A 15,044-nucleotide genomic window follows, 5' to 3' on the forward strand; every position below is an offset into this window, starting at 1 on the left:
CATGTCTCCAGTGGAATACGAGCGGCAATACGCTTGAGGATCCTTAAAAGAAAGTCCAGTTTATCCTTCCCACTCCAAAAGCCTCCCATTTCTCATGTCCAAGAAATGGGAGGCAGTTCAAAGAGTCCTAGGGGCTTCTGATGGTCGCGGCGTCAGCAAGCAAGCGCAAATAGGCGTCAGCAAACAACCCTCAAAACCTAAGTGAGTAGACTTTTTTGCAATAGCCAAGCACAGCCCGCATAACGAAAACTAAACCGCAGGTAGAGCCCTTGCGCAAAAGCCATGTGCTCGCGATATTGCAAAAAGTCTACTCACTTAGCTAACGACTACACTAAACGGCTGGGTGGAACGCCCATTTCCTGCATTTTCTCGCGCGCTGGCACCTCGCGCCGACGCTACGCCATAATAGTTGGCGGACAATCACGAGAGAAAGCAAACACATGGCACAGACCACGACAGATACCGCCGCCAGCACCGTCTCCGGCGCCGGCGCCGCCAGCTCGTTCTCGGGCGGCACGGGAACCGAAGCCGAATTCGGCTCGCTCGGCGCGCTCTCCCCTACCTGGTGGGAGCCCGAGGACGGCAGCGAGCCCGAACCGTGGCTTACGCCCGACCAGGCCTTCGAGCGCTTCTTTGAATGGACGGGCGACCGCGGCATTGAGCTGTGGGATCACCAAGAAGAGGCCCTCATGGACCTGGCCGCCGGCGATCACGTCATTTTGGGCACGCCGACCGGATCGGGCAAGTCGCTCGTCGCGCTGGGCATGCTCTTTATGGGCATGGCGCAGGGCAAACGCTGTTATTACACGGCTCCTATCAAGGCTCTGGTCAGCGAGAAGTTTTTCGACCTGGTACAGGTGCTCGGCCGCGATAACGTGGGCATGATCACCGGCGACACGCATATCAACACCAAGGCGCCCGTCATCTGCTGCACGGCAGAGATCCTTGCCAACGACGCACTGCGCGAGGGCGAAGATGCCGACGTGGGCTGCGTAGCCATGGACGAGTTCCACTACTTTGCCGACCCCGGCCGCGGTTGGGCCTGGCAGGTGCCGCTGCTCACCCTGCCCCACACGCAATTCATGCTCATGAGCGCCACGCTCGGCGATGTCACTGCCATCGCCGCCTCACTCGAGGAGCACACCGGCGCTGCTTGCGACTTGGTTGTCGACGCCCCGCGTCCTGTTCCGCTGAGCTACGACTATGTGACGACCTCCCTCGAGGGCACGGTCGAGCTCGCCATGCGCCGCGGCGAGGCCCCGCTCTATATCGTGCACTTTAGCCAGGATGCCGCCCTTGCGACGGCGCAGTCGCTCGCCAATTTTGGCATCGCCAGCAAGGAGCAGCGTGAGGCCATCAAGGAAGCGGCAAAGGGAACGAGCTTCTCCACGGCCTTTGGCAAGATCCTCAAGCGCTTGCTCGGCTGCGGCGTCGGCGTGCACCATGCTGGCATGTTGCCGCGCTATCGTCTGCTGGTCGAGCGCTTGGCGCAGCAGGGCCTACTGCCCGTCATTTGCGGCACCGACACACTCGGCGTCGGCATCAACGTGCCCATCCATACCGTGGTGCTCACCGCGCTCACCAAGTTTGACGGCTACAAAATGCGTCGCCTGCGCGCCCGCGAGTTCCATCAGATCGCCGGTCGCGCCGGTCGCTCTGGCTTTGATACCGAGGGCATGGTCATCGCCGAGGCCCCGGAGCACGAGATCGAGAACGCCAAGCTCATGGCCAAGGCGGGCGATGACCCCAAGAAGCTCCGCAAGATCAAAAAGAAGAAGGCCCCCGAGGGCTTTGTCACCTGGAACAAGCAGACCTTTGAGCGCCTGATCGAGACGCAGCCCGAAACGCTCAAGCCACGCCTTCGCATCACACACTCCATGGTGATTAGCGTGGTCGAGCAGGGCGGCGACGCTCGCGCCCGCGTGCACGACCTCATCGAGACGAGCTTGCAGGCCCCCGAGGAAAAGGCCAAGCTCGAGGTTCGCGCCGACGAGATCTTCGCAACGCTCATCGACTCCGGCATCGTCGTGCGCACCGAGGTGCCGCCCGCACCCGACGCTCCGGCTGACGCCGCGCCGGACATCGACTACGCGCTGACGGTCGACCTGCCCGAGGACTTTGCCCTCGATCAGCCGCTCTCACCGTTCTTGCTTGCCGCGTTGGAGCTGCTCGACCCCGAGAGTGAGACCTATACCATGGATCTGATCTCGATGGTCGAGGCTACGCTCGAGGATCCCAAGCAGGTGCTGCGCGCACAGGAGCGCGCAGCACGTGATCGTGCTATGGCCGAGATGAAGGCCGACGGCGTCGACTATGAGGAGCGTCTGGAGCGCATTCAGGACGTCACCTACGAAAAGCCGCTCGAGGATTTGCTCGATGCCGCCTTTGACAAGTACTGCCAGGAAGTGCCTTGGGCAAACGACTACCAGCTCTCTCCCAAGAGTGTCCTGCGCGATATGCTGGAAAGCGCGAGCGATTTTAAGGGTTACATTCAAAAGCTCGGCATCGCCCGCTCCGAGGGCATTTTACTGCGCTACCTGGCAGAGGCCTACCGTTCACTCGACCGTACCGTGCCCATCGAGAAGCGCGACGAGCGCCTGCGCGACATTATCTCGTGGCTGGGCTTTGTGGTGCGCTCGGTGGACTCGAGCCTGGTGGACGAGTGGGAAAACGCCGGCAACCCGGCAGCCCTCGATGCTGCGCCGCCGCAGGGCATCGACGAGGTCGTGGCGGACCGCCGCGGCTGCACGCTGTTGGTGCGCAACGCACTCTTCCGCCGCGTGACCCTTGCCGCCCGCGAGCACGTTCGCGACTTGGGCGAGCTCGACGACGACTGGGGCATGAGCGATATCCGCTGGCAAAAAGCACTCGACGCTTACCACGAGCAGCACGAGGAAATCCTCACCGACGGAGATGCCCGCAGCGCCGCGATGTTTTCCATCGACGAATCCGACGAGGAGACCGCGCACGTGTGGCACGTGCACCAGATTTTTGCCGACGAGGATGGCGACCACGACTTTGGCATCATGGGCGATGTCGACCTGGATGCCACGCAAGACGGCGGCGAGGTCATCTTCAAAAACTACCGCGTCGGCTTTATCGAGGACCTGCTCGAGGACTAGCCGGGCACAATGGAACGAAACGAAGCGGGGCCGCTGGCAACATCGCCAGCGGCCCCGCTTTTGCACTATATGCTATGCCTTACTCGGCATCCTCGACCTCATACGAATCTGCCTCGGCTGGCTCATCGTTTGTCTCTGTCGCAGTCCCACGTGCCTCGTCAAACGCCGCCTTCATGGTCTTGTTGCCCCACGTGAGCTTGCGAATGGTAAGCTCATCGGCCTTGTTGTGGGCCAGACGCAGATTCTCGGTACTGCGACGCAGATCATCCTTGGTCTTCTCGAGCTGCTTAATGGCAGCATCAATCTCCTTGATCGCCGACTCGAACTGCTTGCTCGCCAAGTTGTAGTTGCGCGAGAAGCCGTCCTTGAACTTCTCCATCTTGGCTTCGAAGTTCGTGACGTCGATATTCTGCTGCTTGTACTCCGCTAGCTCCTGCTTATAGCGCAGCGAACCCATGGCGGCGTTGCGCAGCAGCGTAATCATGGGAATGAAAAACTGCGGACGGATCACGTACATCTTCTCGTAGCGATAGCTCACGTCGACTATCCCTGCGTTATAGAGCTCGCTCTCGGGCTCCAGCAGGGTGCAGAGCACCGCGTACTCACAGCCTTTCTGGCGACGATCGTGATCGAGTTTCTTAAAGAAGTCCTCGTTTTTGTGCTTGGTCGCAGTCTCGTCGTTCTCGTTTTTCATCTCGAACATAATCGAAATGACCTCGTTGCCGCTCGCGTCGCACTCGCGGAAGATAAAGTCGCCCTTGGTACCCTCGGACGCATCGTTATCTTTCTCGAAGTACGCGTTAGGAAACGCCGTCATGCGCAGACGGTTAAACTCGGTCTCGCAGTGCTGCTCGAGCGACTCGCCCACCATCTTGGTGGACAGGCGGACCTTCATGTCCTTAAGGCGCTCAATCTCTTCATCCTTGTAGCGAATCAGGTCATCGCTCGCGCGCTTGGCTTGCGCAAGCTCGAGCTCGTGCGCCGCCTTGGCTTGCTCCTCGCGAGAATCGCGCACCGCCAGCTCGCTCGTCAGTTTGGCACGTGCCTCATCGCGCTCTCGTTCCGCCGCGGCGACCGCCTCTGACAGGTTCATTTTTGCCATCAGTTCCTGCTCGCGCAGCTGGGCACGCAGGCCCTCGGCCTCTTGCTCGGACTGAGCCTTTGCGGCGGAAAACTTCTCTTGCACCTTCGCGCGATAGTCAGCAAGCGCGCGCTCGGCCTCGCTGCGAGCGGCATCGAGCTCACGCTGCGACTCTGCCGCGGCAGCGGCAAGCGCCATCTCCTGGGCCTTGTCCGCCGCGGCAAGCCTGGCCTGCAGCTCGGCAATCTGAGCGTCGCGTGCAGCTAAATCGTTTTGAGCAGCGTTGCGCGCCGCCGACTCGGCAAGCTTTGCTTCGTCGTCCTTGCGTCCAAGCTGTGCACGCAGGCTGTCAATCTCACGCTGGAGCTCGGCGTTCTCCTTCTGAGCATCGGCGCGAGCCTCAACCGCCGCTCGCTGGCTTGCGCTCTCACGCTCCGCGGCAGCACCCTCGAGCTTGGCGCGCAGCTCGGCAAGCTCGGCATCGCGCCTGGCAACCTCCTGCGCCAGTTCCTGAGCCGCGGCGTTTTTCTGCTCAACGAGCTGAGCGTTGCGCTGAGACTCCGCCTCCTGCAGAGCAGCCGTCGAGCGCGAGCGCTCAAGCTCCAGTGCCTGCTCGCCCTCGCGCTGGACTGCCTTCACACGCTCATCCAGGTCGCGCGAAAACTCAGCATCGCGCACTTGTTTGACGATATCCGCATAGCCGGACGCATCGACCTTAAAAACTTCGCCGCAATGCGGGCACTTAATCTCGTTCATAGCAGCTCCTCGATGGACGCAAATTTCAACCGACTACACTCTACCGCGCCGCACGGACAAAAAAGGCGCCGCCGCCATAATGGCAACGGCGCCAAAACCACCACAAAGCCACCTGCCCCCCCTTGTGGTGGTTTGAGGGCTACAGCCTAAAGAAGCTCAAGATCTGGTCTCGGCTTACGGGCTTGTACTCGTTGGCGTCGAGGCCGACATCGTAGCGGTAAATGGGGCGCTCGCGATCGCGGTTGCGCGCGTTGGTGCGGTCCCCCCTGCTGTGGATATGCCCGTGCAGCATGATGGCGCCACGCGCCTTGCCATTCCAGCTGAGCATGGGGTAGTGGCTCATAACCAGACGATGGCCCTTGGCATAGCCGGGAGCAACCTCCAGGTAATCACGCACGTCTTCCCAGATTTGGGGCGCAGCTGGATCTTCCCAGTCACCGTCATGGTTGCCACGGATGAGCGTTACGTTCTGACATTCGATGCGCTCGCGCAGGCGCACAGCATCCGCCAGGGGCAAACGATAGGTAAAGTCTCCCAAGATATAGAGACGGTCGTCCGCCGCCACGCACTCATTCACGGCATCGATGACCTTGCGGTTCATCTCCTCGACCGAATCAAACGGTCGATCCATGTCGTGCAGGATATTCGTGTCGCCCAGGTGCAGGTCGGCGGTAAACCACATCATCGTCTGTGTCCTCATTTCGCAACGCGTTCAACTCGTGCTAAGTATACAGACGCAGCGATGCGGCGGTTATCCAAAGAGCCCGCCGAACAGTCCGCGGCGGCGTTTGTCTTTCTTTTTCAACGCATCACCCTGGGCGTTCTTGCCCTGCCGCTTCTTACGATCCTGCTCCAACTCATCGTCATCGAGTAGCAGATCCCACTCAAACGGATCGTCTGTCAGATTGAACAGATCATCGTTATCAAACATGGCCGCCTCCCTTACCGATTAGCGAGCATCCACCACGTAGAGTCCAACGCGCACCTGATGCCACGGGCTGCGTTCGGGAGCAACCTGTTGCACGCGGGCCTCAAATACGTCCTCATGGCCGTAATACATCATCAAGGACAGTGGGCCGACCTCGTTTCCCGGAACGTAGCCAAGTTTGGTCTTGCCATAGTAGATCGCAACTGCCTCGGGGTCATGGGGATTATCGCGCTCGGCACACAGTGTCAGTTTATCGCCCGCTTTAAGATCGCCCAGGACCAAGGCGCCATCAGCATACTGAAATCCTGCAATGTGAAATGACAGAAGAACACGTGAAGGCTCGTACATAGCAGCTCCTCAAACAGCCGGATAAATCGGCGCTTAACCGTACTGAGAAGCTTACGGGCCCGTGCGGACACAAATACATCCTGTCTGCGTCCTTCAATCGTTTGCCTCAACGCTTGCGCGACAGAACGCTTGCAGATAAGATAGGAACACGGATGGCACCCGTTGCCGCGGGTCTTGCCAACTCCGATACACGTTTTCATCGTGAGAAGTGGCCGTCTTCGCTTACGCGGGGGCGGCTATTTCATTCGGCCGATAAACAGACCGAGTTCGATAGCCGCAATCAACAACGCCAATAACGAAATAACATCGCTTACGTTCATGCCAAATCCCTTCTAAAGGGAGTTGGCCCATCCGTGCTCCATAACAGTAGTCTAACGCAAAATGCAGGTAATAGGAACATTTGTTCGTATTACCTGCGCCCTTTTCTAATGCACAAACATGCGCACGAACTTGTGCTTCCAGCTTGCGTAGGGCGCATACCGAAACGGCACGTCCAACCAGGTTGCCTTGTTCACGATGCTCTTCTTGTGGCTAAACGTATCGAAGCTCTCGCGTCCATGGTACTGCCCCATACCGCTCGCACCCATGCCACCAAAGCCCATATGGCTCGTAGCCAAGTGCATAATCGTGTCGTTGACGCAGCCGCCGCCAAAGGGCACGTAACGCACAAAGCGCTGCTGAACTGCGCGATCCTGGCTAAAGATATATAGAGCCAGCGGCGTCGGACGATCCGTAATAAACGTCTCGGCCTCGTCTAGGCTCTCAAACGTCAGCACCGGCAAGATGGGGCCGAAAATCTCCTCCTGCATCACGGCGTCATCGGGGGTCACGCCGTCCAAAATCGTCGGCTCGATCTTGAGCGAAGTCTCGCGCGCGGTACCTCCAAGCACAACCTTATCGGGATCGATCAGCCCGCGCACGCGCGCAAAATGCTTGGCGTTGACGATATGCCCGTAGTCCTCGTTATCGAGCGGATGCTCGCCAAACATACGGCGGGCCTCCTCCTTGATAAGGTCCAGCAGCTCGTCGTGCACGCGCGTATCGACCAGCAGGTAGTCGGGCGCCACGCAGGTCTGCCCCACGTTGAGCCATTTGCCAAAGGCGATACGCCGTGCCGCGACCTTCAAATTTGCCGTCGCATCCACGATGCAGGGGCTCTTGCCGCCCAGCTCAAGCGTCACGGGCGTGAGGTTTTTGCTCGCGCGCTCCATAACGAGCTTGCCGACCGAAACGCTACCGGTAAAGAAGATCTTGTCCCAGTGCTCATCGAGCAGCGCTTCGTTCTCGGCGCGACCGCCCTCGACAACCGTCACCAGGCGCGGATCAAATGCCTCTTCACAGATTTGTTTGAGCACCGCGCTCGATGCCGGAGCATAGGCGCTCGGCTTGATGACCACGGTATTGCCCGCGGCAAGGGCCCCGGCGAGCGGCTCGAGTGTTAGCAAAAACGGGTAGTTCCACGGAGCCATAATGAGCGTGACGCCATAGGGCACGGCTTGCGTTTTGCACACGCTCACGGCGTTGGCAAGGTCACACGGACGCAGGCGTGGACGACTCCATCGAGCCACATGCGCAATCTGATGACGAATCTCGGAAAGCGACGTGCCGATCTCGCACATATATGCCTCGTCATGCGACTTTCCCAAATCGGTCTTGAGTGCATGGGCAATATCGGCCTCGTGCGCCCGTACCGTATCGCGTAAACTCACGAGCGCGCGACGTCGGGCATCAACATCAAACGTAGCGTGCGTTTTAAAGTAAGTGCGCTGATCGCCGACGATGCGCGCAATTTCCTCGGTGTTCATGGCACCCTCCTAGTTCTCGTCCTCAAACATACCACCCGCGACGACCTCGTACATACGCTCGAGCTCCAAGCGGTCCATCAAAAGCGGAACGGGGTACAGCGGATTGGCCTCGGCATCGGCATGCGCCGCCATCTCGGGAATGTCAGAGCGGCGAATGCCCAAAACATATTTGGGGATTCCCAGGGCCTCGTTCATGCGGTCGACCCAATCGATAAAGGCCTCGGCCGCAAGACTATCCTGCGCGGTAGCCGGCGCAATGCCCGCCATGTGAGCAAGATCGGCAAGCTTGGGGGCGGCGGCGTCACCATAAGCGCGAAGCATGTGCGGCAGGATGATCGCGTTGGCCAAACCGTGCGGAATTCCGTATCGGCCGCCCAAACTGTGCGCGATGGCATGCACATATCCGACATAGGAGCGGGTAAACGCAACGCCCGCCTTATACGCCGCCAAAAGCATATTGCGACGAGCGCACATGTCGTCACCATGCTCATAGGCCTCGAGCAAATTGTCGTGGATAAGCTGCACCGCCTGTCGCGCCATCTTGCGCGTATAGGGCGTGGTGCTTCGCCCGATAAAGGCCTCAACGGCATGCGTCAGGGCGTCCATGCCCGTCTGCCCCGTAATGGAAGCGGGCAAGCCGCACGTAAACTCGGGGTCGTGGACTGCAAAACGCGGGATGAGCACAAAGTCGTTAATGGGGTATTTGTAGTGCGTCCCGTCATCGGTAATTACCGCCGCAAGCGTGGCTTCGCTTCCCGTACCGGCGGTAGTGGGAACGGCGATGAGCAGCGGCAGGCGACGATGAATCCGCAGCAGGCCGCGCATCTTGTTGATGGGCTTGTTTGGCTGCGCAATGCGTGCGCCCACGCCCTTGGCACAGTCCATGGCCGAGCCACCGCCAAAGCCGATAATGGCCTGGCAGGCGCTCTCTCGATACAGGGACGCCGCTTCTTCCACGTTTGAAACCGTGGGGTTTGCACGCGTTTCGGCATAGACCGTAACGCCAATCCCCCTGGATGCGAGCGCCGTCTCGAGCGGTGCCGTGAGCCCCAGACGGGCAATGCCGGGATCCGTCACGATAAGGACCTTCTGGATCGAGCGCTTTTGAAGCACCGCGGGCACATCCTCGGCATGCTCTAAAATGCGCGGCTCGGTATAGGGCAGGATCGGCAATGCAATGCGAAAAACCGTCTGATATGTTCGGCACCAGGCACGACGGGCTAGATGCATAAAGGAAACTCCTTCATTTGTTGATAGGTCAACATTTGCTCGCCCGATTGTACTCAGCGGCGGTCAAAGACGGCCTGCCAATCGTTAATCAATCAACATCTTCATATCTCAAAATTGTTTTATTAAAAATCATTCCTAATAGGCTTCACATTTGGTTGCATTTATGGATAATAGAACTCGTCAAGACGCACGTCCGGAGAGGGCCCTTACGGGACCGGACGAGCGCGCAATCGCCATCGATCGAAAGGATCGAATCATGAAGTTTGTTTGCCCCGTTTGCGGTTATGTGGAAGAGTTCGACGGCGACCAGCTGCCCGAGGATTTTAAGTGCCCCCAGTGCGGCGTTCCCGGTTCTCGTTTCCTGAAGCAGGAGGAGGGCCAGCTCGAGTGGGCCGCCGAGCACGTCGTGGGCGTCGCCAAGATGGAGGGTGTCTCTGAGGACATCGTTGCCGACCTGCGCGCCAACTTTGAGGGCGAGTGCTCCGAGGTCGGTATGTACCTGGCCATGGCTCGCGTCGCTCATCGCGAGGGCTATCCCGAGATCGGCCTGTACTGGGAGAAGGCTGCCCACGAGGAGGCCGAGCATGCCGCCAAGTTCGCTGAGCTCCTGGGCGAGGTCGTGACCGACTCCACCAAGAAGAACCTCGAGATGCGCGTTGAGGCCGAGAACGGTGCCACCGCCGGCAAGACCGATCTTGCTAAGCGCGCCAAGGCCGCTGGCCTCGATGCCATCCACGACACCGTGCACGAGATGGCTCGCGACGAGGCCCGCCACGGCAAGGCTTTCGCCGGCCTGCTCAAGCGCTACTTTGGCTAAGCCAACCGCCTGAGACATAACCTCTAGCTTGATGAGGCCCGGACCATATTGGTTCGGGCCTTTTTCGTGCCTCACGAACTTGTTAACGCCCTGAAATAGGACCGCCTTCGGCATCGGCTTCTCGTCAAAAACTAAGTGAGTAGACTTTTTGGAACTTGCCGAGCACACCACCCATATTGCTTTATAAAGCCGCAGGTAAATGACTTGTTGCAAAACGGCCTGGTCGCCAAAGTGCCAAAAGTCTACTCACTTAGATTCGCAGCCGTCCACGATCGAGCCATTTTGTGTCTAACGGGCATCTTTCCGTCGATTACTCCCAATTTTGTCCAGTCAATGAATAGTTCAGACCGGAGTAATGCCTCAGCCCTTTGCTCATCCGAGCTTTTATCACGATATTCAGCATCGAGCATCCTGCATACGGCCTTAACGATCGCGCGGAATCTATCCTCATCCGATATCTGTCTGTGTGTAAGGAGAAGCACATCGTAGCCCATGGCCTGAAGGGCCGTCATGCGGTCAGCGTCACGCAAGCCATCCCCCGCGCGTCCGTGCGAGGCCTTTCCCTGACATTCAATGGCCACCTGTCGCCTACCGTCCGGCGAAGAAAGAAGTAGGTCGATATATACACGGGACTTTCCCACAATCGCTCGAGCACTTGTGCTTAACGTCACTTCGACATTGAGCTCTATGCCGCAAAACCCTTCGCCTCCCAGGGCTCGCGGCAGTCCAAGCAACAAATACGCCTCGACCTCAAAAGGCGACGCGGCACCCAATGGAACGAGTTGCGATACCGCCATAAATCTATTGCCGTAACGCATCCCGCAAACATCTGAACAAAAACGGTCAAGGTCTCCGCCCAAAACCAAAGCGTCTCGACGCCATAAATTTGAGGCGGTGCCGTCCTCGGACGGGCAGCGCACCCAACCGAACGTTGTCGAAATCGCGCCCGAATCAATTACACGCGAAAGCTCCGCCTCAAGTGCCGCTGGCAGGGCACACACCGCAAACAAGCCACACATCTCCGCCAATACCAAAAGAAGCTGAAGATCCGTCAGATGCCGCGACATGATGAATACCGTCAGTAGAGGAGACGTAATCAAAAACCCATGCTCCGTTTCCAGTACGGATTCCCTGGGAAGCTCACCAAGAAACAGCCGCTGCCTAATGCTGGCAGGACAAGTCCGTTTGTTTCTCGTCTGAACCAATGTATACAACGGAAAACCGAGCGCGACCGCAGCCGTCGGGTTGCGGGCGAGATCATATCGCTGCCGGTCTTCTTCCGGTCGTGGAAGCGGCGGACACAGAGCGCGGACCTGAGGGGGCAAACGCCAGTACCTAAAAGCCGATATGTCACAAAGTAGATCTTTCATAGGCACAGGAAAACACGAATTTCAACCCAGTCAGTCACGCATTGGCGCGAACGCGCCAAAAATGGTGCCGAACGGACTGCCAAGTTTTCAACAGCCCTCCCCAACTGGCCAAAAGCTTGCCGAGAGCTGGACGAAGTTCTGTTGAAAACCCCATTTTTTTCTCATGCAGAAGCTTTGCGCGACAAGTGAGTAGACTTTTTTGAACATCCCGAGCAGCCCGGTCATCCTGCTTTTCAAAACCGCAGGTAGATAGCTTGTTACAAAACTGCCTGGTCGCCAAAGTTCCAAAAGCCTACTCACTTAGGTTGCAGAGTGCTCCCATTAGCTGCGATTCCAAGGTATTTAGCGCTTTTGGACTCAAATCGTCATACTGAACAAGAATTTGACTTGAGTTTTCAGGGACAGATGCGCCATCGGCACACCAATAACAGTCACTGATATCGACAAAAGGGATACTCGAGCGCGTGAGGGCCCGCACAAAAGAGCTTCCGCCCGCTCCACGCTCCGCAACCACGATACAGTAAAGGCCCGCGTCTGCATGCTCGATCGAGACCTCTCCTGCCGGAAATACCTTCCGCACAAGCGCCATCAGGCCATCACGCGCCTCGCGAGCACGAACGCGCACGCGGTTCACATGTCGCTCGTAATCACCCGATTCCAGCAAACGCGCCAAAGCGACCTGATCAACAGAGCTCACCGACGAGGCGTAGAAACCAAGGTTGCGCCTAAACCGCTCCATTAACTCATCGGGCAACACCATGTACGCCAAACGCAACGCCGATGAAAGGCTCTTCGAAAACGTGTTGGTGTAGATAACCGACTGGGCGGCATCGATCGACGCGAGCGCGGGAATCGGCTTCCCGGCAAGGCGAAACTCACAATCAAAGTCATCTTCGATGAGATACCGACCTGGTCGCTCGGCGGCCCAGCTCAGAAGCGCATAGCGCCGCGCAATGCTCGTCACAAGGCCGGTCGGATACTGATGGGACGGCATCAGATGAAGTACATCGGTCCCGGTTTTCTGCAGAGCGCTCAAGTCCACGCCCTCATCATCCAACGGGATATGTCGAACTTTGCAGCCCATAGCCTGATAGATGCGCGTCAGACGTAAATAGCCCGGGTCCTCAACGGCATACACCTTGTCGGCTCCAAGCAACTGAACCAACATGGTATCGAGCAGCTGGGCGCCTGCACCGATAACAATGTTGTTGGGGTCGACATTCATGCCCCTTGTCCCACGCAGATGGTGAGCAATTGCGCGTCGCAGCCGAGCGGTGCCCTGCGCCGGTGCGGGCGAAAAGATTTCGCGCTCATCTTCGGATGCCAACGTCGCCCGTAGTGCGCTTTGCCAAAGCCGCGCCGCCTCCAAAGCGGAAGGAGAAAGTGCATCGAACAGCTCGACCTGTCCGTTGACATCATGCGCGCTGAGGCCCACAGAGACGGTATCTCGGTCGATGCCCTGCGAAGCCAAAGGCAAAACCGGTGCATCCGGAAGCTTGCAAGCGTAGTAGCCACGACGCGGCATTGAGCAAATATAGCCCTCGGCAAGTAACTGGCTATATGCATTCTCGATGGTAATGACACTGATTCCCAGATGACTGGCAAAGGCGCGCTTAGACGGAAGATGCTCCCCCGCCGCAATACGTCCAGCAACAATATCATCTCGAATTTGCTGGTAAACATACTCATAAAGCGATGCTTCGCCGCGTTTTTCCAAATTGTAGTCAAGCATGAGTTTGCCACCTGACCTTATCGAGCTGTTCAATCTGGTATTAGGCTGACCTTATTATTATCTCGAAAACTGAGTATTTTGCCATACCCAGCTCCCCGATAGGATGTTCCGTCAAGCAATGCACATGCCAACCAAGGGAGCAACCATGGCAGAACAGACCAGCAAGGCCGATCGCGTCAAACTCAATCGCGAACTCGCGCAGATGCTCAAGGGCGGCGTCATCATGGACGTCACCACGCCCGAGCAGGCACGCATCGCCGAGGAGGCAGGCGCCTGCGCCGTCATGGCACTCGAGCGCATCCCGGCCGACATCCGCGCCGCAGGCGGCGTCTCGCGCATGAGCGACCCCAAGATGATCAAGGGCATCCAAGAGGCCGTCTCCATCCCCGTCATGGCCAAGTGCCGCATCGGTCACATTGTCGAGGCGCAGGTCCTGCAGGCCATCGAGATCGATTACATCGACGAGTCCGAGGTTCTCTCCCCCGCCGATGACGTCTATCACATCGACAAGACCCAGTTTGACGTGCCGTTTGTCTGCGGCGCCCGTGATCTGGGCGAGGCGCTGCGCCGTGTTGCCGAAGGCGCCACGATGATTCGCACCAAGGGTGAGCCGGGTACGGGCGACGTCGTTCAGGCCGTGCGTCACATGCGCAAGATCCAAAAGCAGATCCGTGACGTTGTTGCCCTGCGCAACGACGAGCTCTTTGAGGCAGCCAAGCAACTGCAGGTTCCGGTCGAACTGGTCCGCGAGGTCCATGCCACGAGCAAGCTTCCCGTTGTGAACTTTGCCGCCGGCGGCGTAGCGACCCCTGCCGACGCCGCGCTGATGATGCAACTGGGCGCCGAGGGCGTCTTTGTCGGCTCGGGCATCTTTAAGAGCGGCGACCCCGCCAAGCGCGCCGCCGCCATCGTCAAGGCCGTGGCAAACTTCACCGATGCCAAGCTCATCGCCGAGCTTTCGGAGGACCTGGGCGAGGCCATGGTGGGCATCAACGCCGACGAGATCGAAATCATCATGGAGGAGCGCGGACGCTAGTCCGGCAGAAAGGATCGCACATGAGCGATTATGCAGACCAAACGGTCGCCGTGCTGGCGGTCCAAGGCGCATTTGCCGAGCACGAGGCAAGACTATCCGAGCTGGGCGCGCGCTGTATTGAGCTGAGGCAGGCGGCTGATTTGAAGCAGGACTTTGACCGTCTGGTACTTCCCGGCGGCGAGTCTACCGTTCAAGGGAAGCTGCTTGATGAGTTGGGCATGCTCGAGGAGCTTCGCACCCGCATTGTTGAAGGCATGCCCGTCCTGGGCACCTGCGCCGGCCTGATTCTGCTGGCTCACGACCTTGCCGCCCATGACGATAAGGGCACGCCGCGCCTGGCAACCATGGATGTGCTCGTTGAGCGCAATGCCTACGGCAGGCAGCTCGGCAGTTTTCGAACCAAGGGGCAGGTAGCTGGCATCGACGGTGAAGTGCCGCTGACGTTTATCCGCGCGCCCCGCATCGTCGAGGTCCACGGCGACGCAAAGGCCTTAGCGAAAGTCGACGGCCGTATCGTCGCCGCGCGCCAGGGCAACCAGCTCGGCGTAACCTTCCACCCCGAACTCGACGAAGACACCCGCCTCCACGAACTGTTCCTACAAATGTAGGCATCGAAATCAACAAACGAAACGAGAGTGGATAATCTCCCACCTTGAGCATGAATATGGGCTCATACCGGGAGATTATCCACTCTCATGCTACGTAGTCGTTGGGGACGTTCTTAAATGACCAGTCAAACAAGAACGTCCATTACAGTCGAAATTGTCAGCCTGGGACCATCTCGGGCTACGATTGAGGCGCGCCCAGAACGGGCCGCCG

Annotated in this window: 12 protein-coding genes; 4 read left to right on the forward strand and 8 right to left on the reverse strand. The window is 58.6% G+C overall.

Going from position 1 to position 15,044, the window contains the following annotated elements:
* The first annotated feature begins 440 nt into the window (after positions 1-440).
* Positions 441-3,122, forward strand: coding sequence for a DEAD/DEAH box helicase (locus I4W07_RS08670; RefSeq protein ID WP_196026375.1), 2,682 nt, complete (start codon positions 441-443; stop codon positions 3,120-3,122).
* Between the two features lie 79 nt (positions 3,123-3,201).
* Here the strand turns inward: I4W07_RS08670 and I4W07_RS08675 are convergent, their stop codons facing one another.
* The 6 genes from I4W07_RS08675 to I4W07_RS08700 all read right to left on the reverse strand — a co-directional run bounded on the left by I4W07_RS08675 (position 3,202) and on the right by I4W07_RS08700 (position 9,270).
* The gene (locus I4W07_RS08675) at positions 3,202-4,959 is read right to left on the reverse strand and encodes a DUF2130 domain-containing protein (RefSeq protein ID WP_196026376.1); all 1,758 of its coding nucleotides are present in this window, start codon (positions 4,957-4,959) and stop codon (positions 3,202-3,204) included.
* A gap of 139 nt (positions 4,960-5,098) precedes the next feature.
* A complete protein-coding gene (locus tag I4W07_RS08680; RefSeq protein ID WP_230317579.1) occupies positions 5,099-5,644 on the reverse strand; it encodes a metallophosphoesterase in 546 nt (181 codons plus the stop codon).
* A 66-nt stretch (positions 5,645-5,710) separates the two neighbouring features.
* On the reverse strand, positions 5,711-5,890 hold the full coding sequence (locus I4W07_RS08685) for a hypothetical protein (RefSeq protein ID WP_196026378.1): 180 nt from the start codon (positions 5,888-5,890) through the stop codon (positions 5,711-5,713).
* 18 nt (positions 5,891-5,908) lie between these two features.
* Positions 5,909-6,235, reverse strand: a complete 327-nt coding sequence (locus I4W07_RS08690) for an HIRAN domain-containing protein (protein ID WP_035137041.1) — start codon at positions 6,233-6,235, stop codon at positions 5,909-5,911.
* A 425-nt stretch (positions 6,236-6,660) separates the two neighbouring features.
* The gene (locus I4W07_RS08695; protein WP_196026379.1) at positions 6,661-8,040 is read right to left on the reverse strand and encodes an aldehyde dehydrogenase; all 1,380 of its coding nucleotides are present in this window, start codon (positions 8,038-8,040) and stop codon (positions 6,661-6,663) included.
* A 9-nt stretch (positions 8,041-8,049) separates the two neighbouring features.
* Positions 8,050-9,270, reverse strand: a complete 1,221-nt coding sequence (locus tag I4W07_RS08700; RefSeq protein ID WP_196026380.1) for an iron-containing alcohol dehydrogenase — start codon at positions 9,268-9,270, stop codon at positions 8,050-8,052.
* A 256-nt stretch (positions 9,271-9,526) separates the two neighbouring features.
* Here I4W07_RS08700 and I4W07_RS08705 point away from each other — a divergent pair, with 256 nt between their 5' ends.
* Entirely contained in the window at positions 9,527-10,087 is a 561-nt protein-coding gene (locus I4W07_RS08705) for a ferritin family protein (protein ID WP_022094328.1), read from the forward strand.
* Between the two features lie 242 nt (positions 10,088-10,329).
* Here the strand turns inward: I4W07_RS08705 and I4W07_RS08710 are convergent, their stop codons facing one another.
* The gene (locus tag I4W07_RS08710) at positions 10,330-11,187 is read right to left on the reverse strand and encodes a hypothetical protein (RefSeq protein ID WP_196026381.1); all 858 of its coding nucleotides are present in this window, start codon (positions 11,185-11,187) and stop codon (positions 10,330-10,332) included.
* 562 nt (positions 11,188-11,749) lie between these two features.
* Positions 11,750-13,189, reverse strand: a complete 1,440-nt coding sequence (gene pdxR, locus I4W07_RS08715; protein ID WP_196026382.1) for a MocR-like pyridoxine biosynthesis transcription factor PdxR — start codon at positions 13,187-13,189, stop codon at positions 11,750-11,752.
* 145 nt (positions 13,190-13,334) lie between these two features.
* Between pdxR and pdxS the strand changes: the two genes are divergently transcribed.
* Both pdxS and pdxT read left to right on the forward strand, forming a co-directional pair.
* Complete coding sequence (gene pdxS, locus I4W07_RS08720) at positions 13,335-14,225, forward strand: pyridoxal 5'-phosphate synthase lyase subunit PdxS (RefSeq protein WP_196026383.1); 891 nt, start codon at positions 13,335-13,337, stop codon at positions 14,223-14,225.
* A gap of 20 nt (positions 14,226-14,245) precedes the next feature.
* On the forward strand, positions 14,246-14,833 hold the full coding sequence (gene pdxT, locus I4W07_RS08725) for a pyridoxal 5'-phosphate synthase glutaminase subunit PdxT (protein ID WP_195544259.1): 588 nt from the start codon (positions 14,246-14,248) through the stop codon (positions 14,831-14,833).
* The last annotated feature ends 211 nt before the right edge of the window (positions 14,834-15,044 follow it).

Source organism: Collinsella aerofaciens, assembly GCF_015670745.1.
GTDB lineage: Bacteria > Actinomycetota > Coriobacteriia > Coriobacteriales > Coriobacteriaceae > Collinsella > Collinsella aerofaciens_T.

Bases quoted from the DNA above. Each gene is read 5' to 3' on its own strand.
- I4W07_RS08670 (WP_196026375.1), top strand. From the start codon at position 441: ATGGCACAGACCACGACAGATACCGCCGCCAGCACCGTCTCCGGCGCC.
- I4W07_RS08675 (WP_196026376.1), bottom strand. From the start codon at position 4,959: ATGAACGAGATTAAGTGCCCGCATTGCGGCGAAGTTTTTAAGGTCGAT.
- I4W07_RS08680 (WP_230317579.1), bottom strand. From the start codon at position 5,644: ATGATGTGGTTTACCGCCGACCTGCACCTGGGCGACACGAATATCCTG.
- I4W07_RS08685 (WP_196026378.1), bottom strand. From the start codon at position 5,890: ATGTTTGATAACGATGATCTGTTCAATCTGACAGACGATCCGTTTGAG.
- I4W07_RS08690 (WP_035137041.1), bottom strand. From the start codon at position 6,235: ATGTACGAGCCTTCACGTGTTCTTCTGTCATTTCACATTGCAGGATTT.
- I4W07_RS08695 (WP_196026379.1), bottom strand. From the start codon at position 8,040: ATGAACACCGAGGAAATTGCGCGCATCGTCGGCGATCAGCGCACTTAC.
- I4W07_RS08700 (WP_196026380.1), bottom strand. From the start codon at position 9,270: ATGCATCTAGCCCGTCGTGCCTGGTGCCGAACATATCAGACGGTTTTT.
- I4W07_RS08705 (WP_022094328.1), top strand. From the start codon at position 9,527: ATGAAGTTTGTTTGCCCCGTTTGCGGTTATGTGGAAGAGTTCGACGGC.
- pdxR (WP_196026382.1), bottom strand. From the start codon at position 13,189: ATGCTTGACTACAATTTGGAAAAACGCGGCGAAGCATCGCTTTATGAG.
- pdxS (WP_196026383.1), top strand. From the start codon at position 13,335: ATGGCAGAACAGACCAGCAAGGCCGATCGCGTCAAACTCAATCGCGAA.
- pdxT (WP_195544259.1), top strand. From the start codon at position 14,246: ATGAGCGATTATGCAGACCAAACGGTCGCCGTGCTGGCGGTCCAAGGC.